At 59.0% G+C, this 17,712-nt stretch carries 14 protein-coding genes and 4 pseudogenes; 7 read left to right on the top strand and 11 right to left on the bottom strand.

Annotated elements, in window-relative coordinates; all coding sequences use genetic code 11:
- Positions 1-126: 126 nt before the first annotated feature.
- The 3 genes from trxB (at position 127) to BUS06_RS07055 (ending at position 2,775) form a co-directional block, all read left to right on the top strand.
- On the top strand, positions 127-1,128 hold the full coding sequence (gene trxB, locus BUS06_RS07065) for a thioredoxin-disulfide reductase (RefSeq protein WP_074263634.1): 1,002 nt from the start codon (positions 127-129) through the stop codon (positions 1,126-1,128).
- A gap of 254 nt (positions 1,129-1,382) precedes the next feature.
- Positions 1,383-2,141 carry a Smr/MutS family protein gene (locus tag BUS06_RS07060; RefSeq protein WP_074265948.1) on the top strand — a complete coding sequence of 253 codons (759 nt, stop codon included), beginning with the start codon at positions 1,383-1,385 and terminating at the stop codon, positions 2,139-2,141.
- A gap of 13 nt (positions 2,142-2,154) precedes the next feature.
- Positions 2,155-2,775 carry a trimeric intracellular cation channel family protein gene (locus BUS06_RS07055; protein WP_074263633.1) on the top strand — a complete coding sequence of 207 codons (621 nt, stop codon included), beginning with the start codon at positions 2,155-2,157 and terminating at the stop codon, positions 2,773-2,775.
- A 32-nt stretch (positions 2,776-2,807) separates the two neighbouring features.
- Here the strand turns inward: BUS06_RS07055 and BUS06_RS07050 are convergent.
- From BUS06_RS07050 to BUS06_RS07030, 5 genes and pseudogenes are all read right to left on the bottom strand, one after another.
- A pseudogene (locus tag BUS06_RS07050) lies at positions 2,808-3,570 on the bottom strand (IclR family transcriptional regulator).
- 51 nt (positions 3,571-3,621) lie between these two features.
- Positions 3,622-4,392 carry an amino acid ABC transporter ATP-binding protein gene (locus BUS06_RS07045; RefSeq protein ID WP_074263632.1) on the bottom strand — a complete coding sequence of 257 codons (771 nt, stop codon included), beginning with the start codon at positions 4,390-4,392 and terminating at the stop codon, positions 3,622-3,624.
- Complete coding sequence (locus BUS06_RS07040; RefSeq protein ID WP_074263631.1) at positions 4,389-5,039, bottom strand: amino acid ABC transporter permease; 651 nt, start codon at positions 5,037-5,039, stop codon at positions 4,389-4,391. The genes BUS06_RS07045 and BUS06_RS07040 overlap by 4 nt, the downstream gene beginning before the upstream one ends.
- Before the next feature lie 22 nt (positions 5,040-5,061).
- Entirely contained in the window at positions 5,062-5,778 is a 717-nt protein-coding gene (locus BUS06_RS07035; protein WP_074263630.1) for an amino acid ABC transporter permease, read from the bottom strand.
- 51 nt (positions 5,779-5,829) lie between these two features.
- On the bottom strand, positions 5,830-6,663 hold the full coding sequence (locus BUS06_RS07030; protein WP_074263629.1) for an ABC transporter substrate-binding protein: 834 nt from the start codon (positions 6,661-6,663) through the stop codon (positions 5,830-5,832).
- 399 nt (positions 6,664-7,062) lie between these two features.
- Between BUS06_RS07030 and zwf the strand changes: the two genes are divergently transcribed.
- Positions 7,063-8,526 (top strand): glucose-6-phosphate dehydrogenase, encoded by a 1,464-nt coding sequence (gene zwf / locus BUS06_RS07025; protein WP_217272799.1) that lies wholly within the window; start codon positions 7,063-7,065, stop codon positions 8,524-8,526.
- 83 nt (positions 8,527-8,609) lie between these two features.
- Here zwf and BUS06_RS07020 read toward each other — a convergent pair whose 3' ends face one another.
- The 3 genes and pseudogenes from BUS06_RS07020 to BUS06_RS38145 all read right to left on the bottom strand — a co-directional run.
- Positions 8,610-8,960: a BON domain-containing protein gene (locus BUS06_RS07020; protein ID WP_074263627.1), complete on the bottom strand. Its 351-nt coding sequence runs from the start codon at positions 8,958-8,960 to the stop codon at positions 8,610-8,612.
- A gap of 65 nt (positions 8,961-9,025) precedes the next feature.
- Complete coding sequence (locus tag BUS06_RS07015; protein WP_074263626.1) at positions 9,026-10,141, bottom strand: porin; 1,116 nt, start codon at positions 10,139-10,141, stop codon at positions 9,026-9,028.
- Positions 10,142-11,176: 1,035 nt separating this feature from the next.
- Positions 11,177-11,572 (bottom strand): annotated as a pseudogene (locus BUS06_RS38145) (IS3 family transposase); the annotation flags it as partial.
- Positions 11,573-11,616: 44 nt separating this feature from the next.
- Between BUS06_RS38145 and BUS06_RS38140 the strand changes: the two are divergent.
- From BUS06_RS38140 to BUS06_RS07000, 3 genes and pseudogenes are all read left to right on the top strand, one after another.
- Positions 11,617-11,856 (top strand): annotated as a pseudogene (locus BUS06_RS38140) (6-phosphogluconolactonase); the annotation flags it as partial.
- Positions 11,834-13,747 (top strand): annotated as a pseudogene (locus BUS06_RS07005) (bifunctional transcriptional regulator/glucokinase); the annotation flags it as partial. The pseudogenes BUS06_RS38140 and BUS06_RS07005, both read left to right, overlap by 23 nt.
- A 341-nt stretch (positions 13,748-14,088) precedes the next feature.
- Positions 14,089-14,349 carry a hypothetical protein gene (locus tag BUS06_RS07000; RefSeq protein WP_074263623.1) on the top strand — a complete coding sequence of 87 codons (261 nt, stop codon included), beginning with the start codon at positions 14,089-14,091 and terminating at the stop codon, positions 14,347-14,349.
- Between the two features lie 209 nt (positions 14,350-14,558).
- Here BUS06_RS07000 and BUS06_RS06995 read toward each other — a convergent pair whose 3' ends face one another.
- The 3 genes from BUS06_RS06995 to BUS06_RS06985 form a co-directional block, all read right to left on the bottom strand.
- Positions 14,559-15,677: an ABC transporter ATP-binding protein gene (locus BUS06_RS06995; protein ID WP_074263622.1), complete on the bottom strand. Its 1,119-nt coding sequence runs from the start codon at positions 15,675-15,677 to the stop codon at positions 14,559-14,561.
- Between the two features lie 116 nt (positions 15,678-15,793).
- Positions 15,794-16,651 (bottom strand): carbohydrate ABC transporter permease, encoded by an 858-nt coding sequence (locus BUS06_RS06990; protein WP_143787468.1) that lies wholly within the window; start codon positions 16,649-16,651, stop codon positions 15,794-15,796.
- Positions 16,641-17,582 carry a carbohydrate ABC transporter permease gene (locus BUS06_RS06985; protein ID WP_074263620.1) on the bottom strand — a complete coding sequence of 314 codons (942 nt, stop codon included), beginning with the start codon at positions 17,580-17,582 and terminating at the stop codon, positions 16,641-16,643. Before BUS06_RS06985 ends, BUS06_RS06990 begins: the two co-directional genes overlap by 11 nt.
- Positions 17,583-17,712 lie beyond the last annotated feature (130 nt).

Genomic DNA, 17,712 nt, shown 5'->3' with positions numbered 1-17,712 from the left:
TGAAGCAGCCCTGCGGCCCGCCCTTTATAATGCTGGTCTGATACCCATCTACAGTTTCAGCTCACGTTCAGCTGTAGTCGCGCGGCCTCGCATGGGCGAGCCGGGCGCTTTTAACGGATTCTGATCATGCCCGCATCCACCACGAAACACGCCAAAGTCCTGATTCTCGGTTCCGGCCCCGCAGGCTACACGGCCGCCGTCTATGCGGCGCGCGCAAACCTGAATCCGGTCCTCGTCACGGGTCTGGCCCAAGGCGGCCAACTGATGACCACGACGGACGTCGAAAACTGGCCCGCGGACGCAAACGGCGTGCAGGGCCCGGAACTGATGACGCGTTTCCTGGAGCACGCCGAGCGCTTCAACACCGAGATCATCTTCGACCACATCCACACGGCGAAGCTCGACGAGAAGCCGATCCGCCTGATTGGCGACTCGGCTGAATACACCTGTGACTCGCTGATCATCGCGACCGGCGCGTCGGCGCAGTACCTTGGCCTGCCGTCGGAAGAGGCGTTCATGGGCAAGGGCGTGTCGGCCTGCGCGACCTGCGACGGCTTCTTCTACAAGCAGCAGCATGTGGCGGTGATCGGCGGCGGCAATACCGCGGTCGAGGAAGCCCTCTACCTCTCCGGCATCGCTAAAAAGGTGACGGTGATCCATCGCCGCGACAAGTTTCGCGCCGAGCCGATCCTGATCGACCGTCTGCTGGCCAAGCAGAAGGAAGGCCTCGTCGACATCAAGTGGAACCATGTGCTGGACGAAGTGACTGGCGATCAGTCGGGCGTGACCGGTCTACGCATCAAGGACACTAAGACCGGTGAAGCGACGGATCTCGCGCTGCAAGGCCTGTTTGTGGCCATCGGTCACAAGCCGAATACCGATATCTTCGAAGGTCAACTGGAGATGAAGAACGGCTACATCATCACCAATGGCGGGCTCTCGGGGAATGCGACGGGCACCAGCGTGCCGGGCGTGTTTGCCGCCGGCGACGTGCAGGATCACGTGTACCGCCAGGCGATTACCAGCGCCGGTACGGGTTGTATGGCTGCACTGGACGCCCAGCGTTACCTCGAGACCATTGATGAAATGGCCGGCGAGCACGCAATGAGCGCCGAAGCAGAGCGTTAAGCGGTGCGATGGCGATCAAGCCGGGCAAGCACGCCGGCTTGATGAAGCGGCAAAGGTAAAATGGCGGCAGACCTCAGGCCTGAACGCTTACCGGATACCGCTGGCAGCATACGAAGGGCCGCGGCTGGCAAGCTGGCGGCCCTTTTGCTTTTGCGCCGTGTCGCGACCGTGCGGCCGGTTGTTTCGAGCATCAGATGCACTGCGAGACGCGCGATGGCCTCACGCGACGATCGACTTTCCACCGTATCACCGTTATGGCAAAGAATCTGCCCCACCCTAGCGAACCTAAACGCCCACGCGCGGCCGCTGTTGAGCCGACGCCCGCGCCAGTTGCGCCGCCCAAACCGGTGATCGAGCCGGCGGCTGGGCTTGCCGGTTTGGGTGCCTTGCGTGCCGCGCTGAAAGGCGATGCCGAGCGGCGTGAACGCGAGCGCGCGGCGGCGGCGCAAGCTCAGCGGGAGGCGTCGGCGGATGCCGATCTGTTCCGGCGGGAAGTGGGCGCCGTGGCACCCTTGGTGGTGCCGGCAAGGGTGCCACCGACACGCACGCCTCCATCGCCTATGCCGGTGCAGACAAAGCTGGATGAAGAGGCCGTGCTGCACGAAGCGATTTCGGATGAGTTCGATCCTGAGGTCTTGCTCGAGACCGATGAGACGCTTTCCTATTGCCGACCTGGAGTGAGTCAGGAGGTCGTACGCAAACTGAGGCGCGGGGCGTGGATCGTGCAAGCCCAACTGGATCTGCATGGAATGCGGCGCGACGAGGCACGTGAGGCGCTGGCTGAGTTTATTCGTGAGTCGGTCAAACGCGGACTGCGTTGCCTGCGCGTGATTCATGGCAAGGGGCTTGGATCTATCGGCAAGGAACCGGTGTTGAAGGGCAAAGTGCGGGCGTGGCTGGTGCAAAAGGAAGAAGTCATCGCGTTCTGCCAGGCAAGGGCGCATGACGGCGGCGCTGGCGCGGTGCTCGTGCTGCTGCAACCGGGCGCGCAGGCCGCTCACTCCAAACCGTGACAGGGCTTCATCAATGCATCCGAGGCTGACCCTCGCGCTTGGCATCATGGAGGCGCTGGCGATTTTCGCCTATGCCATCTCCGGTTTTATTGAGGCACGTACGCGACGGCTCGATGCCGTCGGAACATTTCTCGTGGCGATGGCAACGGCATTTGGCGGTGGGACCGTACGCGATGTGCTGCTGGAGCGCAGGCCGTTCTACTGGGTCGAGCATCAGCCGTACGTGATAGCGATCTTCGTGATGTCGCTGTTCGCGCCGACGTTGTTGAAGATGACGTCGAAGCTGCTGTCCGAGCGCGTACTACTGGTGGCGGATGCAATCGGGCTTGGCCTTTTTAGCATCTCCGGCACATCGTTGGCGCTCGATGCGCAGATGCCCTGGTTCACATCGGTGATGCTGGGTGTCCTGACGGGCGTGTTCGGCGGCGTGATCCGCGACGTGGTCTGCAACGAAGTGCCGCTGATTCTGCGCGATTCAAGACCCTACGCGACCTGCGCGTTTCTTGGATGCTGGCTGTATCTACTGCTCGATTACTTCAACTTCGATACGGTCTACAGCGTACTGATCGCCACCGCGTTCATCCTGCTCACGAGACTCGCCACGTTTAAGTTCAACGTACGGTTGCCGCACTGAGCCAGGTCATGCGAGAGTAACTTCACTCGCGTCTACATACGAACATAAGGCTGCGAAAGCGCTTTCGACGATCGGATCAGATCTTCCAGCATCGTGGTGCGTTTTTTCCGGCGCCGTATCGCGGCTCGTCATGAAGCAAAGCGCAGCGACCGGCAGACCGGTCCGGTCGCGTATCGGCGCCGCCATGCAGTATCGAAAGGTGTGCGACAGTCCTTCGGTACAACAGTAGCCCTGTTCGGCGGCCTTTTCGACGTCCCGCAGGAAATCCCCGAATTCAACCCGGCTGCCGTTGTCGAGGACAAAGTCCTCGTCCGGAATCAGCGCGCGAATCTCGTCCGGACGCAGATGTCCGAGCAGCAGCCGGCCCGTCGCGGTCCACGGAATCGGCACTTTCACGCCGATGTCCGAGCTGATGTTGAACGGCCGCGAGCTATTCTCCGACAGCACCACGGTGTACTTGTTGCCCTCGAGCATGCACAACTGCGCGGTCTCGTCGTGGTTCCTGACGAGCGCGAGGATCGTCTGATGAGCACGGCTGATCAGATCGTTATGCACCGCGTAGTCGGCGCCGTAGTAATGCATCTCGCGACCGAAAAATACGCTACCGTCGGCCGCTATCTCGAGCCACCCCGCTTCCGTCAGAATCGTGACCAGCTCGTAAATGCTCGAGCGCGGCGCGCCAGTCGCCTCGATCAGTTCGCGCATCGTCATCGGACGGCGCGCGATATGCAATTGCTTGAGAATACCGACGACGCGGTCAACGCCTCGCGCTCTCGATGACTCTGGTGCTGACATTCCTTCAACTCCGTCGGCGATAGGGTTCGCAGTTTAGCGCACGGTGAATGGTCAATGGTCGAGCACGCGATGCAGGAACTGCCGGGTGCGATCATTCTGCGGGTTCACGAAGATATCCTCAGGCGCGCCCTGCTCCGCTATCACGCCTTTGTCCATGAACACGACGCGGTCGGCGGTTTTGCGCGCAAAGCCCATCTCGTGCGTGACGACGACCATCGTCATACCGTCGCGCGCCAAGCCGCGCATGACCTCCGTCACCTCGCCGACCAGTTCCGGGTCGAGTGCGGAAGTGGCTTCGTCGAAGAACATGATGCCCGGCTCGACCGCCAGCGCCCGGGCAATCGCCACCCGCTGCTGCTGGCCGCCGGAGAGCTGGCTCGGATAGTGATCGGCGCGATCGGCGAGGCCCACACGATCGAGGGCATCGATCGCGCGTTTGCGCGCATCCCTCTGGCTCATCTTGCGCGCCTTGATCAGCGCAAGCGTAACGTTGCCGAGCGCAGTCTTGTGGGGAAACAGGTTGAATTGCTGAAACACCATACCCACGTGCCCGCGGATTTCCTTGGCGCGACGGGCGTCGTGCAGCGGCACTTCGTTGACCCAGACTTCGCCGGCGTCGGCCGTTTCCAGACCACTCATGATGCGCAGCACCGTGCTCTTTCCGGACCCTGATGCGCCGATCAGCACGAGCACCTCACCCGGCCGCACATCCAGGTTGATCTCCTTGAGCACCTGCGTGGCACCAAAGGACTTGCTGACGCCAGTCAGATTGATGATCGGCCTGGACGCAGCAGAAGCGGTGGTAGAGGTAGTAGCGGTCATGACAACAGGCTCCTTCTTCGATCATGGTGGCGCACCCACTGCGACAGTGGGAAGCACACAACGAAATAAAGCACGGCAACGAGTCCATAGATTTCAACCGGTTTGCCTACCCGATCGACAATAGCCTGACCCGCATGCATCAATTCCGACATGCCGATCATGCTGACGATCGACGTGTCCTTGATAAGCGATAGATACTGACCAATGAGCGGCGGCATCACGATCTTTCCGGTCTGCGGCAGAACCACCGAAAAGAACGCTTGCGTCTTGCTGAGCCCGAGGATCTGCGAGACTTCCCACTGTCCTTTGGGCACGGCCTCGATGCCGGAGCGGAATATCTCGGCAATGTAGGCACCTTGATAGACGCTCAGGCCCACCACGCCTGCTGCAAAGACATCGATCGCATAGCCGAAATACGACACGCCGAAATAGATAAACATCAGCGTGATCAGCACAGGTGTACCGCGAAACAGTTCGGTATAGAGCCTGGCAATGCGCGGCGTCCCCCACGGTCCGAATGACCGCAGTACGGCTGCGAGCAGTCCAATCAGCGTTCCGCCAATAATCGACGCCACAGATAGCAGCAGTGTTGCCACCAGCCCCTGAATCAGGATCGCGAGGCTCGTGGTTAGCAATTCGCTTGACATGTCCGGTCTCCTGGTTGCGCGCTCACGTGCGATCGCTTTGTCGCGCCATAAAGAATGGGCGACGCGAGCGTTTCGTCATGACCAGCGGAGGATGGAAAACACGCGTACCGATCTGGCCTGCGATCCACGACAGCACGCCGCTCAACACCAGATAGGCGATCAACGTGATCGTGAAGGTCTGGAGATAGAGCAGCGTGCGTGCGTTGATCACCGTCGCCGTCCCGCTCAACTCCGGCAACGCAATCGCCGACAGAAGCGACGTGCCGAGCAGCAGTTGAATCAGGTTATTGACGATCGCCGGAAAAACGGCACGCGCGGCCTGCGGCAAAATCACTTCTACAAAGATCTGCGAGCGCCCCAAGCCGAGAATCGACGCAGCTTCCAGTTGACCGCGCGGCACCGACTGAATGCCCGCACGAAACACCTCGGCGAGGTATGCGCCGACGTTCACGCCCAACGCAATAACGCCCGCCGTATAGGCATTCAGCGTAACCCCGAGCGATGGCAACCCAAAGAACACGATGAATATCTGTAGCAGTACTGGCGTATTGCGGATCGCTTCGATATAGACACTTGCGATGGCGCGCAACAGTCCGACACGCGACGCGCTCGCCAGCGCGGTCAGCAAGCCGAGCAGCATCGCGAGGATGAAGGCCAGCAGCGTGATCTGAAGCGTCAGCCACGCTGCTCGAACAAAATCGTTCCAGTAACCCGCAAGGGTCAGCCATTCATAGCTCATGGTTCCTCCGTCCTTGAGACGACGTTGAGCCGACGTGGAGCACGCGCGGATTCAATACTGCGGATTCAGCGGGAAGCGCGGATCTGTGCCGAACCACTTCTTGTAAAGCTGCGCGTTCAGCTTGGAGGCGTTGGTGTTGAACAGGAACAGGTTCAGATAATCGAGCCAGACCTGATCTCCCTGCTTGACGCCGAACGCGTTGTATTCGAGCGGCACCAATGCTTCGTTGGTCACGGTCAGATCCGGATCGAGCGTTGCCTGATACGCGAGGAAGTTGTTGTCCTCGATCATGGCGTCGGCCTGGCCTTGCTTGACCGCCAGGATCGCGGCCTCCGAGCTGTCGAACTCCTGAATCTTGACCTGCATGTTCAACGAGCGCACTTCATCACCGTTCGTCGAGCCTTTGACGGTGGCAATCGTGCGATTCGACATATCGGCAATGGACTTGATGCCGCTGCTTTTCTTCACCAGCAGCGCTTCGCTCGCCACCACGTACGGATTCGTAAAGGAGATTTCCTTGGCACGCTCGAGGTTGCGGGTGAAGTTGCAGAACACCACGTCGACCTTGCTCGTTTGCAGATTCGGAATGCGATTGGCACTCGTCGTATTCACGACTTCGAGCTTGACGCCCATCTGCTTGGCCAGTTCTTTCGCGAGGTCAACGTCGTAACCGTCGGGCTGGCCATCCTTGTTGTAGAAGCCGAATGGTGCAAAGGTCAAACAGTCGCCTACGCGCAAGGTGCCGCGCTGCAGAACCTGCTTGAGCGCCGAATCAGCCGCGCCGCCCTGATCTGACTGGGCGATTTTCGTGCAGCCGGCGAATACCATCAGACCGGCCACTGCGAGCAAACACGCGACTCTTGCGCTTTCCCTGACGATTCTCATTTTTCAATCCCGATCTGAAGTGAGAAGTCCACGCATGGACGGAAACGGCGATCAGCCTAGCCTTCGCGGCGCGCTCCAATCGAGGAGCTCAAAGGCAATCGCACGCCAGAATTCATTTGTCTGGTATATCGGATAACAGTCCGACACAGCAGATGGACAGAGTGTTTCACGGGAAAAAAATCGTTGCAATGGGGTATACGCCAGCCTGACTTCACTGTGCCTCGCGGCTCCGGAATGCTCGAAGCGCGAAAGCCTCGCGCGTTTTTGGCGAATCCGCCCCGTGCTCGGGCGGCTCTTTTAACTTTTCGCCGCGTAGAATTGCTTGCTGAAATCCAGCGGGGCTTCGCCCTGGCGTATCGCCCTTTCGTTTGACGTCGCTAACCAACAAGGATCAGCACGATGGCGAAGATCTCCCCAGGAGTGGGTCCGCGGTTTCCCCAAGTAGTCGTCCTCTTCGGCGCCACCGGCGATCTGGCGCGACGCAAGCTCTTGCCCGGTTTGTTCCATCTGGCGAGTGCGGGCTTTATTCCCGGCTGCCGGGTGATTGCGGTCGCGCTCGATGACATCACGCTGGATGACTTTCGCCGTATTGCGCGGGAAGCGCTCGAAGAGTTTTCCAGTCGCCCGATCGTCGAGGCGGAATGGGAGACCTTTTCCGCGCATCTCGACTATCTGTCGCTGGCCGCAGGTGCCGAGGCGCTCAAGGTCGCGGTTGAACGCGCCGAACAAAGCCTCGAAGCTCAATGCCAGCGGCTGCACTATCTGAGCGTGCCGCCAAACGCGGCCTTGTCCGCAGTGGGGATGCTCAAGGACGCGGGACTGGTCGAGCGTTCCCGGATCATTATGGAAAAGCCGTTTGGGACCGATCTGGCAAGCTCGGTGTCGTTGAATGCCAGGCTGCACGAAGTGTTCGAAGAAGAGCAGATCTTCCGCATCGACCACTTCCTGGGGAAAGAGCCGGCGCAAAACATTCTCGCGTTCCGCTTTGCGAATGGGCTATTCGAACCTATCTGGAATCGCAACTTTATCGACCACGTGCAGATCGACGTGCCCGAGACGCTCGGGCTCGGCAAGCGCGCAGGGTTCTATGAGCAGACCGGAGCGTTTCGCGACATGGTGGTCACGCATCTGTTCCAGATTCTCGCGTTCATGGCGATGGAGCCTCCGACCTCGCTCGAACCAGCGCCGATCAGCGAGGAAAAGAACAAGGTGTTTCGCAGTATGTTGCCGATTCAACCCTCCGATGTCGTGCGAGGGCAATACACCGGTTATCGGGCCGAGGAAGGTGTTAGTCCTGAGTCGGAGACGGAGACATTCATTGCGTTGAAGTGCTCTATCGACAATTGGCGTTGGGCCGGTGTGCCGTTCTATCTCCGTACCGGGAAGCGGCTTGCTGAAGGACAACGAATCATTTCCATCGCATTTCGCGAACCGCCCAAGAGCATGTTTCCCGCTGGGTCCGGTGTCGGTTCCCAGGGACCGGATCATTTGACGTTCGACCTGGCGGATGCGTCGAAGATGTCGCTGTCGTTCTATGGCAAGCGGCCGGGTCCCGGGATGCGGCTGGACAAGCTGAGCCTGCAGTTTGCCATGCGTGACACGGGGATGATTGGCGACGTGCTTGAGGCGTACGAGCGGCTGATTCTTGATGCCATGCGAGGCGACCGTACGCTGTTCACAACCGCTGAGGGCATCGAGCGCTTGTGGCAAGTGTCGACCGCGTTGCTGGAATCTCCTCCGCCTGTCCGGTTCTATTCACCGGGGTCGTGGGGGCCGAACGCTATTCATCAGCTCGTCGCGCCGCGGGCGTGGCGGCTACCGTTCGAACGGGCCTGGCGGGATCCGAACAAGTTGGGGAGTTGAAGCGAACGCAGTCTTTGCACACGTCCGAATCGAAGCGGGCACAACCCTCTGGCATGCAGGGTTGTGCCCGGTTTCAGGCAGGCTTACTGTTCGCGGACCTGCAGTGCGTTGGTCACCGACGTCACGCCCGCTACGCCTTGAGCGGTTTGCGTAGCAATGTCGCTTTGCCCTTGATCGGACACCCGACCTTCTAACGTCACGACACCGCCGCGTGCACGGACCGTGATGTTTTCAGCGGTCAAGCCCTTCGCCTTGGCCAGTGCCTTAAGCACCTTGCGTTGCAGAGCCCGGTTGGAAGCCCTGGTCGCCTTGGCGCTCGGGGCAGCTGACATGGCGGGCGCCGCCGTCGCATCGCTGCTTTGCGCATAGGCGTTGAGCGAGGCCATTACGATGAGCGCGCCGCTGATGGCCTTGATCACCTGGAATGCTTTCATTTAGCTATCTCCTTTTATCATGATTCGTCGTGATTCCTCTCGGGTCTTATATTGACACGGGTCGATCAGAATGAGTGTTCAATACCGGCGTACACGCCGCTCTGGCTGTGACCTGGGAGCGGGTTATCCGAATTGCCCGGGAGGTTGGCTTCAAGGCTGAAGTCAGCATTGTTGCTGTTACGCACGGTAGCCACCTGGACGTCAAGCAAAGTGCGCTTCGAGAGGTTGTACGAACCGCCAATGGTGTACATCGTGGCATTGCCCGCGCCGTTGTTCGCATTGACGTGGTACACGGCTGCAATCAGCTGTGCGGCCGGCGTAGCATGCCATGTCACACCGCCGTATTCCTGGTTTGCTGTCGTCGGAATGCCAGTCGGGGCACCGCTCACCCCCGAGCTACGCAGGCCGTCATACATCGCGTTCAGCGTGAATGGTCCCAGGATCACGTTGCCGCCAGCCATATATTCGCGCGAAGAGCCCCACACGCCGTTGGTTGTGTCACCAAGGCCGCCGTTCACATTGCGAACTTCGTCATACACAGCGCGAAGCTGGAGAAGACTGTTGTTGTACTTGAGCTCCACAGCATCTGAACGGCCTTCATTGTTCAGTTGACCGCCGTTGCCCGTAGCGCCATCGTTAAAGTTCGTTGTGTTACCCAGTGAGTACTGGACGCGCGCAGCGAAGCCGCCGAAGGTTTGCGAGTCAAAATTGATGTTGTTGCTCGAAGCCTGCCAGTTGCGGCCACGTACAAGCGATGCCGACGACCACGACGACTGGGCGAACGGGTCATATGCCCACAGGTCCTCGCCATCGAGTGTCAGCTCGCGACCCAAAGTCAGGGTACCGACCTGGTTGTCCTGGATCCCAACCAATGCATAACGATTGAAGAGGTTGTTAGGGCCGCCGAGGGCGCCCGTCGCTGTGCTGAAAGAACCTTCCAGGTGGAACACCGCCGACAGGCCGCCACCCAGGTCTTCCACGCCCTTCATACCCCAGAGGCTGGTACCCCAGTCACCGCTTTCCAGTTTGACGCGAGACGTGGAACCCGTGCCAGTCGCACTAGGTATGCCGCTCATGTATTCAACGCCCGCATCCAGGCGGCCGAACAGCGTCACGCTGCTTTGAGCGTGGGCAATGACGCCAGCCGACATCAACGCAGCGGCGAGTAAAGCTTTTTTCATCGTCTCCTCCATACCTTATCAAAAAGAAAAAACAGGAAGTACTACTAATGGTGCTCGGGCACCGGAGGCGCCGAACAGACATCTCATACGAGGGAGACAGTCAGACCGATCCTGGTGTGTTGTCCTGACCATAGCCTTGGGGGCCATCTTTGCGTCACGTGGATCTTGCGTCGACCGGTCTCTCCCCCTGCGCGGCGTAGTCAAACTACTTTCAAATTACTTTCTTTTCGTACTTTGCCTACTGATTTGTCAAGAATACCTGAGACTCGGATAAAAAAATCGATGTCGGCCAGACTGGTGTGGCGAAATTGCCATATTGATCCGTGTAAGCGGATCGTCGAAAAGTGCCAGAACCTCATATAACAAGGGAATTAAAGTTCTCAGGGGCTAACGACAAGGATTGTCACTATTGACACTCAAAATCGATGAGAGTATCGCTCACTCAGCAAGAGATTAATGCAGATAATGAAATTTCGATGGGAAATTTATTCAGACAATGGCAATAATGCACAGCTCAGTAAAATAACGTAACAAACAGGTAATATGAGTAATGCTCCACCCCACCAATCCTCATATCAGGGCTTCGCTAGGCCGCGAAACACCTTTCGGGTCGCCATTTAATACGACTCGGCGAGTCCCGCAGGACCTCAATCGGGCTGGAGGCCTTATGCATAAAGGAGTTGAGATTTTTCGAAGAAAGGCAGATGTAGTTCGCAAAACACGACGCTGCCGATTGTTATCATTATAGATAAAAGTCTTTTGCTCAATATCATGATATTGACCATTTTCTGCAAAAATTCACATGGCGATGAGCGGTCACGGGCGAACAAGTAAAACCATGCAACAGACCGGCAATATAAGCAGCGATCAATTTGCTGTAGCATGCCCATTGATGCGCGTTATACGAACCTCAAATCACACCTCATCTTTGTGTGCCGTTCGTTGATGAACAGGGCAAAAGCAACACCCACATGCGCAAATTGAAATACAGAATTTCAGTTTAAACACGCCCGGTAATGGTGGAGGCTGATAGGTTTAAGTCGATATCGGTCCAGCGGAAAGATTGCCGAGTTGCAGGTCAGTAGTGTTTGCTTCAGCTTCTGCAGACGAGATATAGCCGAGCGGCTCCATCAGCCGAGGGTGGTCGAGCAAGGCCAACTATCCCGGCATCGCCAGTCCAACAGACTCACGTGTTTTTCACGGCGCACGACGATGAATCAGTTCCGCCTTCTACAGGCCGTTGATCGTTTCAGTCAGCGTGTTGTCGTCGCCGCCTTCCCGGCTGTCGATCGACAGCTCGATGCCTGCGTGGGCCGGCCGTTCGCTGTAGCTAATGTCGATGTACCAGGAACCGCTGTCGGAGCGATAGATCAGCGCTCCATCATTGCCCGCCCGGCGAGCGTGCCGCGCCGGTTCAGGTGCATCCAGAACGATTTGTTCGACTTGTTCATTGCCCCATTTGCTGAGGAGTCCAAGCCTCCACCAAACTCGAGCGGTTCAGTTTCGTAGTTGCGCGTCCCGGGTCAATGCCGCATGCGCGTGTAAGGCAGTCGATGTCCGCGCTGAGGCAAATGGGTCGTCTATTTCTGTTGATTGCGGGACCGCGCAAGCTCGGCGTGCTGAAAACCGCCGCCGCTGCGCTATAAAAAAATGCCATCTCAATGCTGGCAAACGACAACGGAGTGAGACTCGATGTCTACTGGTGTGAGAAGTAATGCTGCCCCGGGTGCGGGCCAGCACGCTGACGGACCGAGGCTGCTAGCCGACATCGGCGGCACCAACGCGCGCTTTGCGCTGGAGACAGGGCCGGGAGAGATTTGTCAGGTGCGGATCTACCCCTGTGCCGACTCTCCGGGCGTCGCCGAAGTCATCAGGAAATACCTCAAAGACTTGAGGATTGGCCGCGTAAGCCACGCGGCGATCGCGATTGCGAATCCCGTCGACGGCGACCATGTCAGCATGACCAATCACGAGTGGACCTTTTCGATTGAAGCGACACGGCGCGAGTTGGGCTTCGACACCATGCTGGTGGTCAACGACTTCGCGGCGCTGGCGATGGCATTGCCAGGCCTGACCGATACGCAACGCGTGCAGGTGGGCAGCGGCGCACGCCGCCCGAACAGCGTGATCGGACTGCTGACCCCCGGCACGGATCTCGGTGTCTGTGGCCTGATTCCCACTGCCGACCGCTGGATTGCACTCGGCAGTGAAGGCGGCCACACCACCTTCGCACCGGTTGATGAGCGCGAAGATCTGGTGCTGCAATATGCGCGCATGCAGTGGTCACATGTGTCGTTTGAGCGCGTGTCGGCGGGGCCCGGCATCGAGGTCATTTACAGAGCGCTGGCAGCACGCGACCAGAAAGGCGTGCCTGCCAACTTCGACACCGCCAACGTGGTCAAACTTGCGCTCGAGGGCGAACCGCTGGCGGCGGAATCGGTTGATGTGTTCTGCGGCATCCTCGGTACGTTCGCCGGCAACATGGCGGTGACGCTGGGCGCGCTGGGCGGCATCTACATTGGCGGCGGCGTGGTGCCGCGGCTGGGCAAATTCTTTGCGCGTTCGTCGTTCCGTGAGCGCTTCGAGGCGAAGGGCCGCTTCGAGGCGTATCTGCAGGACGTGCCGACTTACGTGATCACCGCTGAGTATTCGGCGTTCCTCGGAGTCTCGGCGATTCTGGCGGAACAGTTGTCGAATCGCCCGGGCGGAAATTCGACGGCGGTGTTCGAACGCATCCGCCAGATGCGGGACGCGTTGACGTCCGCAGAGCGGCGCGTGGCGGATCTGGCGTTGAATCATCCGCGTTCGATCATCAACGACCCGATCGTCGACATCGCACGCAAGGCCGACGTGGGCCCGTCGACGGTAATCCGTTTCTGCCGCTCGCTGGGCTGGCCGAGATTGTCCGATTTCAAGCTGAAGCTGGCGGCCGGAGTGACCGCAACGATTCCTGTGAGTCACAGCCAGGTGCATCTGGGCGACACCGTGACGGACTTTGGCGCGAAGGTATTGGACAACACGATCTCGTCGATTCTGCAGTTGCGTGAGCATTTGAACTTCGAGCATGTCGAGCGGGCAATCGAACTGTTGAGCGGTGCGCGCCGGATCGAGTTCTACGGGCTCGGCAACTCGAACATCATCGCGCAGGATGCTCACTACAAGTTCTTCCGGTTTGGCATTCCTACGATTGCTTATGGCGATCCGTACATGCAGGCGGCGTCCGCGGCGCTGCTTGGGAAGGACGACGTGATTGTTGCCGTGTCGAAGTCAGGGCGTGAGCCGGAGTTGCTACGAGTGCTGGAGGCCGCGATGCAGGCCGGAGCGCAGGTGATTGCCATTACGTCTAGCAATACGCCGTTGGCCAGGCGCGCTACCGTGGCGCTGGAGAAGGATCATATTGAGGTTCGTGAGTCGCAGCTCTCCATGGTTTCGCGAATCTTGCATCTCGTGATGATTGATATTCTTGCGGTTGGGGTGGCTATCCGGCGCGCTGTACCTGGCGAGGATGTGGCCGAGACGTTCTCCAAGGTGCGCGGTAGCGCGGATGATGATGCCATTGCAGCGCTCGATTGGCTCAGTCATGGAGCGGCTGTCTGCGCCAAGGATTCCCGCATGAAGTCGGTCCTGCAGAATGGCGTGAAGCCAGACGTGCGGCTGGAACGGGCGTGAATCAGGGAGCGCTGGGCGAACCCCATGAAGAACTGATCAAGACTCTTTCACTTTACGGCATACACTGGTGCGGTCTGCGAAGGGCCGATTGCGCCCCATTGAAACGCCCGTCCGCGAACGCTCCCAAGATTGTTGTCCCTCGAAGAATAGTAAATTCGGGTTATCAACATAAAATTCCAATAGTACGGGTATACACTCCGTTCGACTGTGCTGCGACGCGAAGTTCTGGTTCCTTCCGCAGCCTCTTCCGAACGCCGAAAATCTATTGGAGGTATCTCATGAACACCAAACTTATCGCCGCTGTCCTGATCGCGGCTTCGACCGCCATCGCCGCACCTGCTTTCGCGGGTGGCACCGGCCCTGCCGGCCCGGTTGGTTACGACTGGGGCGCTACGCCGCAAGGTCAGCAGGTACAAAAAGCCTGGGCTCAACGGGCTGAACGTCAAGCCGCCCAACGCAATGCGAACGCGGCTTACGGTGGCAGCGACAGCACGGGATCGCAATCGGGCGCACCGTCGTCCGCTGGCGAAGCTCACTGATCGCAAGCGGAGTCCCTGCCTCGCACCTGTTGGCCAAATCCGGTCGCGGCGTGTGATTGCTGTGGAGAATCCCGACCGCCTCATGTGAGTGGACTAGCGTCGATCGCATCTTTCGAAAGCGGACACTCGCAGCAGTCGCAAAAAGGCCCCATACGTCTTCCGACGCATGGGGCCTTTCTTTTCTTCGCTAAACCTACCGCGAAAAACCCTTAAGCAATCCGCTCTTCATTAGCCGGATCAAACAGCACTGCCTTGGAAACATCAAACAGCAGCGTCATGTTGCTAAGCGGTTGCGGATTCGAAGCCGGATGCACGCGGCTCACCACGCGCTTACCGTTGACCTGAGCAAACACCAAAGTGTCGGGCCCGGTAGGCTCGATCACATCGACCTTGACCTCGATCGGCTGCAACTGCGCATCTTCGACATTATGCGCACTGCGAGCATCCGTAATCCGCTCAGGCCGCAGACCCAGGATAACTTCCTTGCCGACCTGCGCCTTAACCTTGGCCGACGTAAACGGCAGATTCAGCACGCTACGCTTGATGCCGGTATCGATCTCAACGCCCACACCCGATCCTTGCTCAACCAGCTTGCCCTGGATGAAGTTCATCGGCGGCGCGCCAATAAACCCGGCTACGAAGAGGTTGGAAGGCGAATCGTAGATGTCCTGCGGCGCGCCAAACTGCTGCACCACCCCATCTTTCATGACCGCGATCCGATCGCCCAGCGTCATAGCTTCGATCTGATCGTGCGTCACATAAACGATGGTCGTCCCAAGACGCTGATGCAGCAGCTTGATTTCCGAGCGCATCTCAATCCGCAGCTTGGCATCCAGATTAGACAGCGGCTCATCGAACAGGAACATCACCGGGTCGCGCGCCAGCGCACGTCCCATCGCCACACGCTGCCGCTGACCACCGGAGAGTTGCCCCGGCTTCCGGTCCAGCAAATGCTGAATCTGCAGCATGCTGGAAACCCGATCGACAATCTGCGCCTGCTCCGTCTTGGGCACCTTGCGGATACCCAGGCCGAACGAAATATTTTCACGCACCGTCATCGACGGATACAGTGCATACGACTGAAACACCATCGCGATGTCGCGATCCTTCGGCGACAGGTTGTTCACCGTCTTGCCGTCGATCTGAATATCGCCCTTCGTCACGGTCTCGAGACCGGCGATCATGTTGAGCAGCGTCGACTTACCGCAGCCCGAGCCGCCCACCAGGATCAGGAACTGGCCATCTTCGATGTCGATGTTGACACCCTTCAGGACCGGCACCCCATTCGGGTAGGTCTTGTACACGTCACGGATGGAAAGACTTGCCATGCTGTGAATCCTCTTGTCTCTGGTACAGCTTCAGCTGCGTCACACTCAGGCGGCGCAGGCCGGATGCCGGTTCGCACCGCAGCCGCCAGGTAGCGCGCTGCGGCAATCGTTTTGGGTTAGCCCTTCACTGCGCCTGCCGTCAGGCCACGCACGAAGTATCGGCCGGCGATGATGTAGACGAGCAACGTAGGCAGTGCGGCAATAATGGCGCCTGCCATGTCGACGTTGTATTCCTTCACACCGGTCGACGTATTGACGAGATTGTTCAGCGCCACCGTGATCGGCATCGAATCGACACCCGAGAACACGATACCGAACAGGAAGTCATTCCAGATCTGCGTGAATTGCCAGATCAGGCAGACCATGAAAATCGGCAACGAAACCGGCAGCAGAATCTTCGAGAAGATCAGGAAGAAGCCTGCCCCGTCGATACGCGCCGCTTTCACGAGTTCCGCCGGAATGCTGACGTAGAAGTTGCGGAAGAACATCGTCGTGAACGCAATCCCGTACACCACGTGCACCAGCACCAGTCCGCCCACCGTGTTCGACAGGCCCATGAAGCCTTCGAAACGCGCCATCGGCAACAGGATGGCCTGGAACGGAATGAAGCAGCCCACCAGCAACATCGTGAACAGGATGTCCGCGCCACGGAAGCGCCAGTGCGTCAGCACGTAACCGTTGAAGGCGCCGATGATCGACGAAATCAGCACGGCCGGAATCACCATGCGCACCGAGTTCATGAAGAACGGTTCCATACCGTCGCAACGCACGCCGGTACATGCCTGGCTCCACGCCTTGATCCACGGCGCGAAAGTCGGATGCGACGGCGGCGTCAGCAGGTTGCCGGTGCGCAGCTGATCGATGTCCTTGAACGACGTGGACAGCATCACGTAAAGCGGAAACAGGAAGTACAACGCAAACAGAATCAGCGCCGCATAAATGACGGCACGGCTGATCGTCATCTTAGGCTGCATTACGCGTGCTCCTCGATTCCATATACATCAGCGGCACGAGCACGGCCACGACGGTCGCGAGCATCATCATCGACGATGCAGCGCCGACGCCCAGTTGCCCGCGGTTAAACGAAAACGTGTACATGAACATCGCCGGCAGCGACGACGAGGTACCCGGGCCACCCGCCGTCAACGCGACGACGAGGTCGAAGGTCTTGATCGTGATGTGGCAGAGAATCAGCAGCACCGAGAAAAACACCGGGCGCATGCTCGGAATCACGATCTTGCGGTAGATGGTGGGCAGCGTCGCGCCATCCACCTGTGCCGCCTTGAAAATTTCCGCATCCACGCCGCGCAGGCCGGCGAGGAACAGCGCCATCACGAAGCCAGTGGACTGCCAGACGGCCGCGATCACGATACAGAAAATCGCGCGGTCCGGATTGTCGAGCCAGTCGAACTGGAAGCTCGTCCAACCCCAGTCGTGAAGCACCTTTTGCATGCCAAGATTGGGGTTGAGAATCCATTGCCATGCCGTGCCGGTCACGATGAACGACAGCGCCATTGGATACAGGAACACGGCGCGCAATGCACCTTCGTTACGGATGCGCTGATCCAGCAGGATCGCAAGGAACAGCCCGAGCGCAACGCAGATCGCAATGAACGGAATGCCGAACCAGCCGAGGTTAGCGGCCGAAGTCCACCAGACGTCGTTATCGAACAGCTCGCGATAACGGTCGAGGCCGACGAATTCGTAGCGCGGCATCAATCGCGAATTCGACAGCGACAGATAGCCGGTAATAAAAATGAAGCCGTAAACGAAGACCAGACTGATCACGATGCTGGGAGAAAGCACCAGCTTCGGAATCCAGCGGTCGGCGAGCGCCGCCATTGGCGACGTGCGGCGGGTCGCGGTGGCCGTGGCCTTTCCGTTTCCGCTAAGAGAAGCAGTCACTACTCGACTCCTGAAACTGTGCCGCCGGGAGCAGCGCGGCGAGCGCGCGACACTGGGCTGGCATAGGCTGTGACTCTGGGTACATCTTCATGCCCGGTGATGCCTGAAGCGAACGCCCGGTTGCGCGTGG

Origin of the sequence: Paraburkholderia phenazinium, from assembly GCF_900141745.1 — a bacterium.
Lineage (GTDB): Bacteria > Pseudomonadota > Gammaproteobacteria > Burkholderiales > Burkholderiaceae > Paraburkholderia > Paraburkholderia phenazinium_B.
Note: the sequence above shows the minus strand (reverse complement) of the source record. Positions and strands in the feature narration are given on the sequence as shown.

What these genes read in the sequence shown, in the direction of transcription:
- BUS06_RS07020 (WP_074263627.1), bottom strand. Translation starts at nt 8,960, where the DNA reads ATGAAAGCATTCCAGGTGATCAAGGCCATCAGCGGCGCGCTCATCGTA.
- BUS06_RS07035 (WP_074263630.1), bottom strand. Translation starts at nt 5,778, where the DNA reads ATGAGCTATGAATGGCTGACCCTTGCGGGTTACTGGAACGATTTTGTT.
- BUS06_RS07045 (WP_074263632.1), bottom strand. Translation starts at nt 4,392, where the DNA reads ATGACCGCTACTACCTCTACCACCGCTTCTGCTGCGTCCAGGCCGATC.
- BUS06_RS07060 (WP_074265948.1), top strand. Translation starts at nt 1,383, where the DNA reads ATGGCAAAGAATCTGCCCCACCCTAGCGAACCTAAACGCCCACGCGCG.
- BUS06_RS07030 (WP_074263629.1), bottom strand. Translation starts at nt 6,663, where the DNA reads ATGAGAATCGTCAGGGAAAGCGCAAGAGTCGCGTGTTTGCTCGCAGTG.
- BUS06_RS07040 (WP_074263631.1), bottom strand. Translation starts at nt 5,039, where the DNA reads ATGTCAAGCGAATTGCTAACCACGAGCCTCGCGATCCTGATTCAGGGG.
- BUS06_RS06995 (WP_074263622.1), bottom strand. Translation starts at nt 15,677, where the DNA reads ATGGCAAGTCTTTCCATCCGTGACGTGTACAAGACCTACCCGAATGGG.
- BUS06_RS07015 (WP_074263626.1), bottom strand. Translation starts at nt 10,141, where the DNA reads ATGAAAAAAGCTTTACTCGCCGCTGCGTTGATGTCGGCTGGCGTCATT.
- BUS06_RS07000 (WP_074263623.1), top strand. Translation starts at nt 14,089, where the DNA reads ATGAACACCAAACTTATCGCCGCTGTCCTGATCGCGGCTTCGACCGCC.
- trxB (WP_074263634.1), top strand. Translation starts at nt 127, where the DNA reads ATGCCCGCATCCACCACGAAACACGCCAAAGTCCTGATTCTCGGTTCC.
- BUS06_RS06990 (WP_143787468.1), bottom strand. Translation starts at nt 16,651, where the DNA reads ATGCAGCCTAAGATGACGATCAGCCGTGCCGTCATTTATGCGGCGCTG.
- BUS06_RS07055 (WP_074263633.1), top strand. Translation starts at nt 2,155, where the DNA reads ATGCATCCGAGGCTGACCCTCGCGCTTGGCATCATGGAGGCGCTGGCG.
- zwf (WP_217272799.1), top strand. Translation starts at nt 7,063, where the DNA reads ATGGCGAAGATCTCCCCAGGAGTGGGTCCGCGGTTTCCCCAAGTAGTC.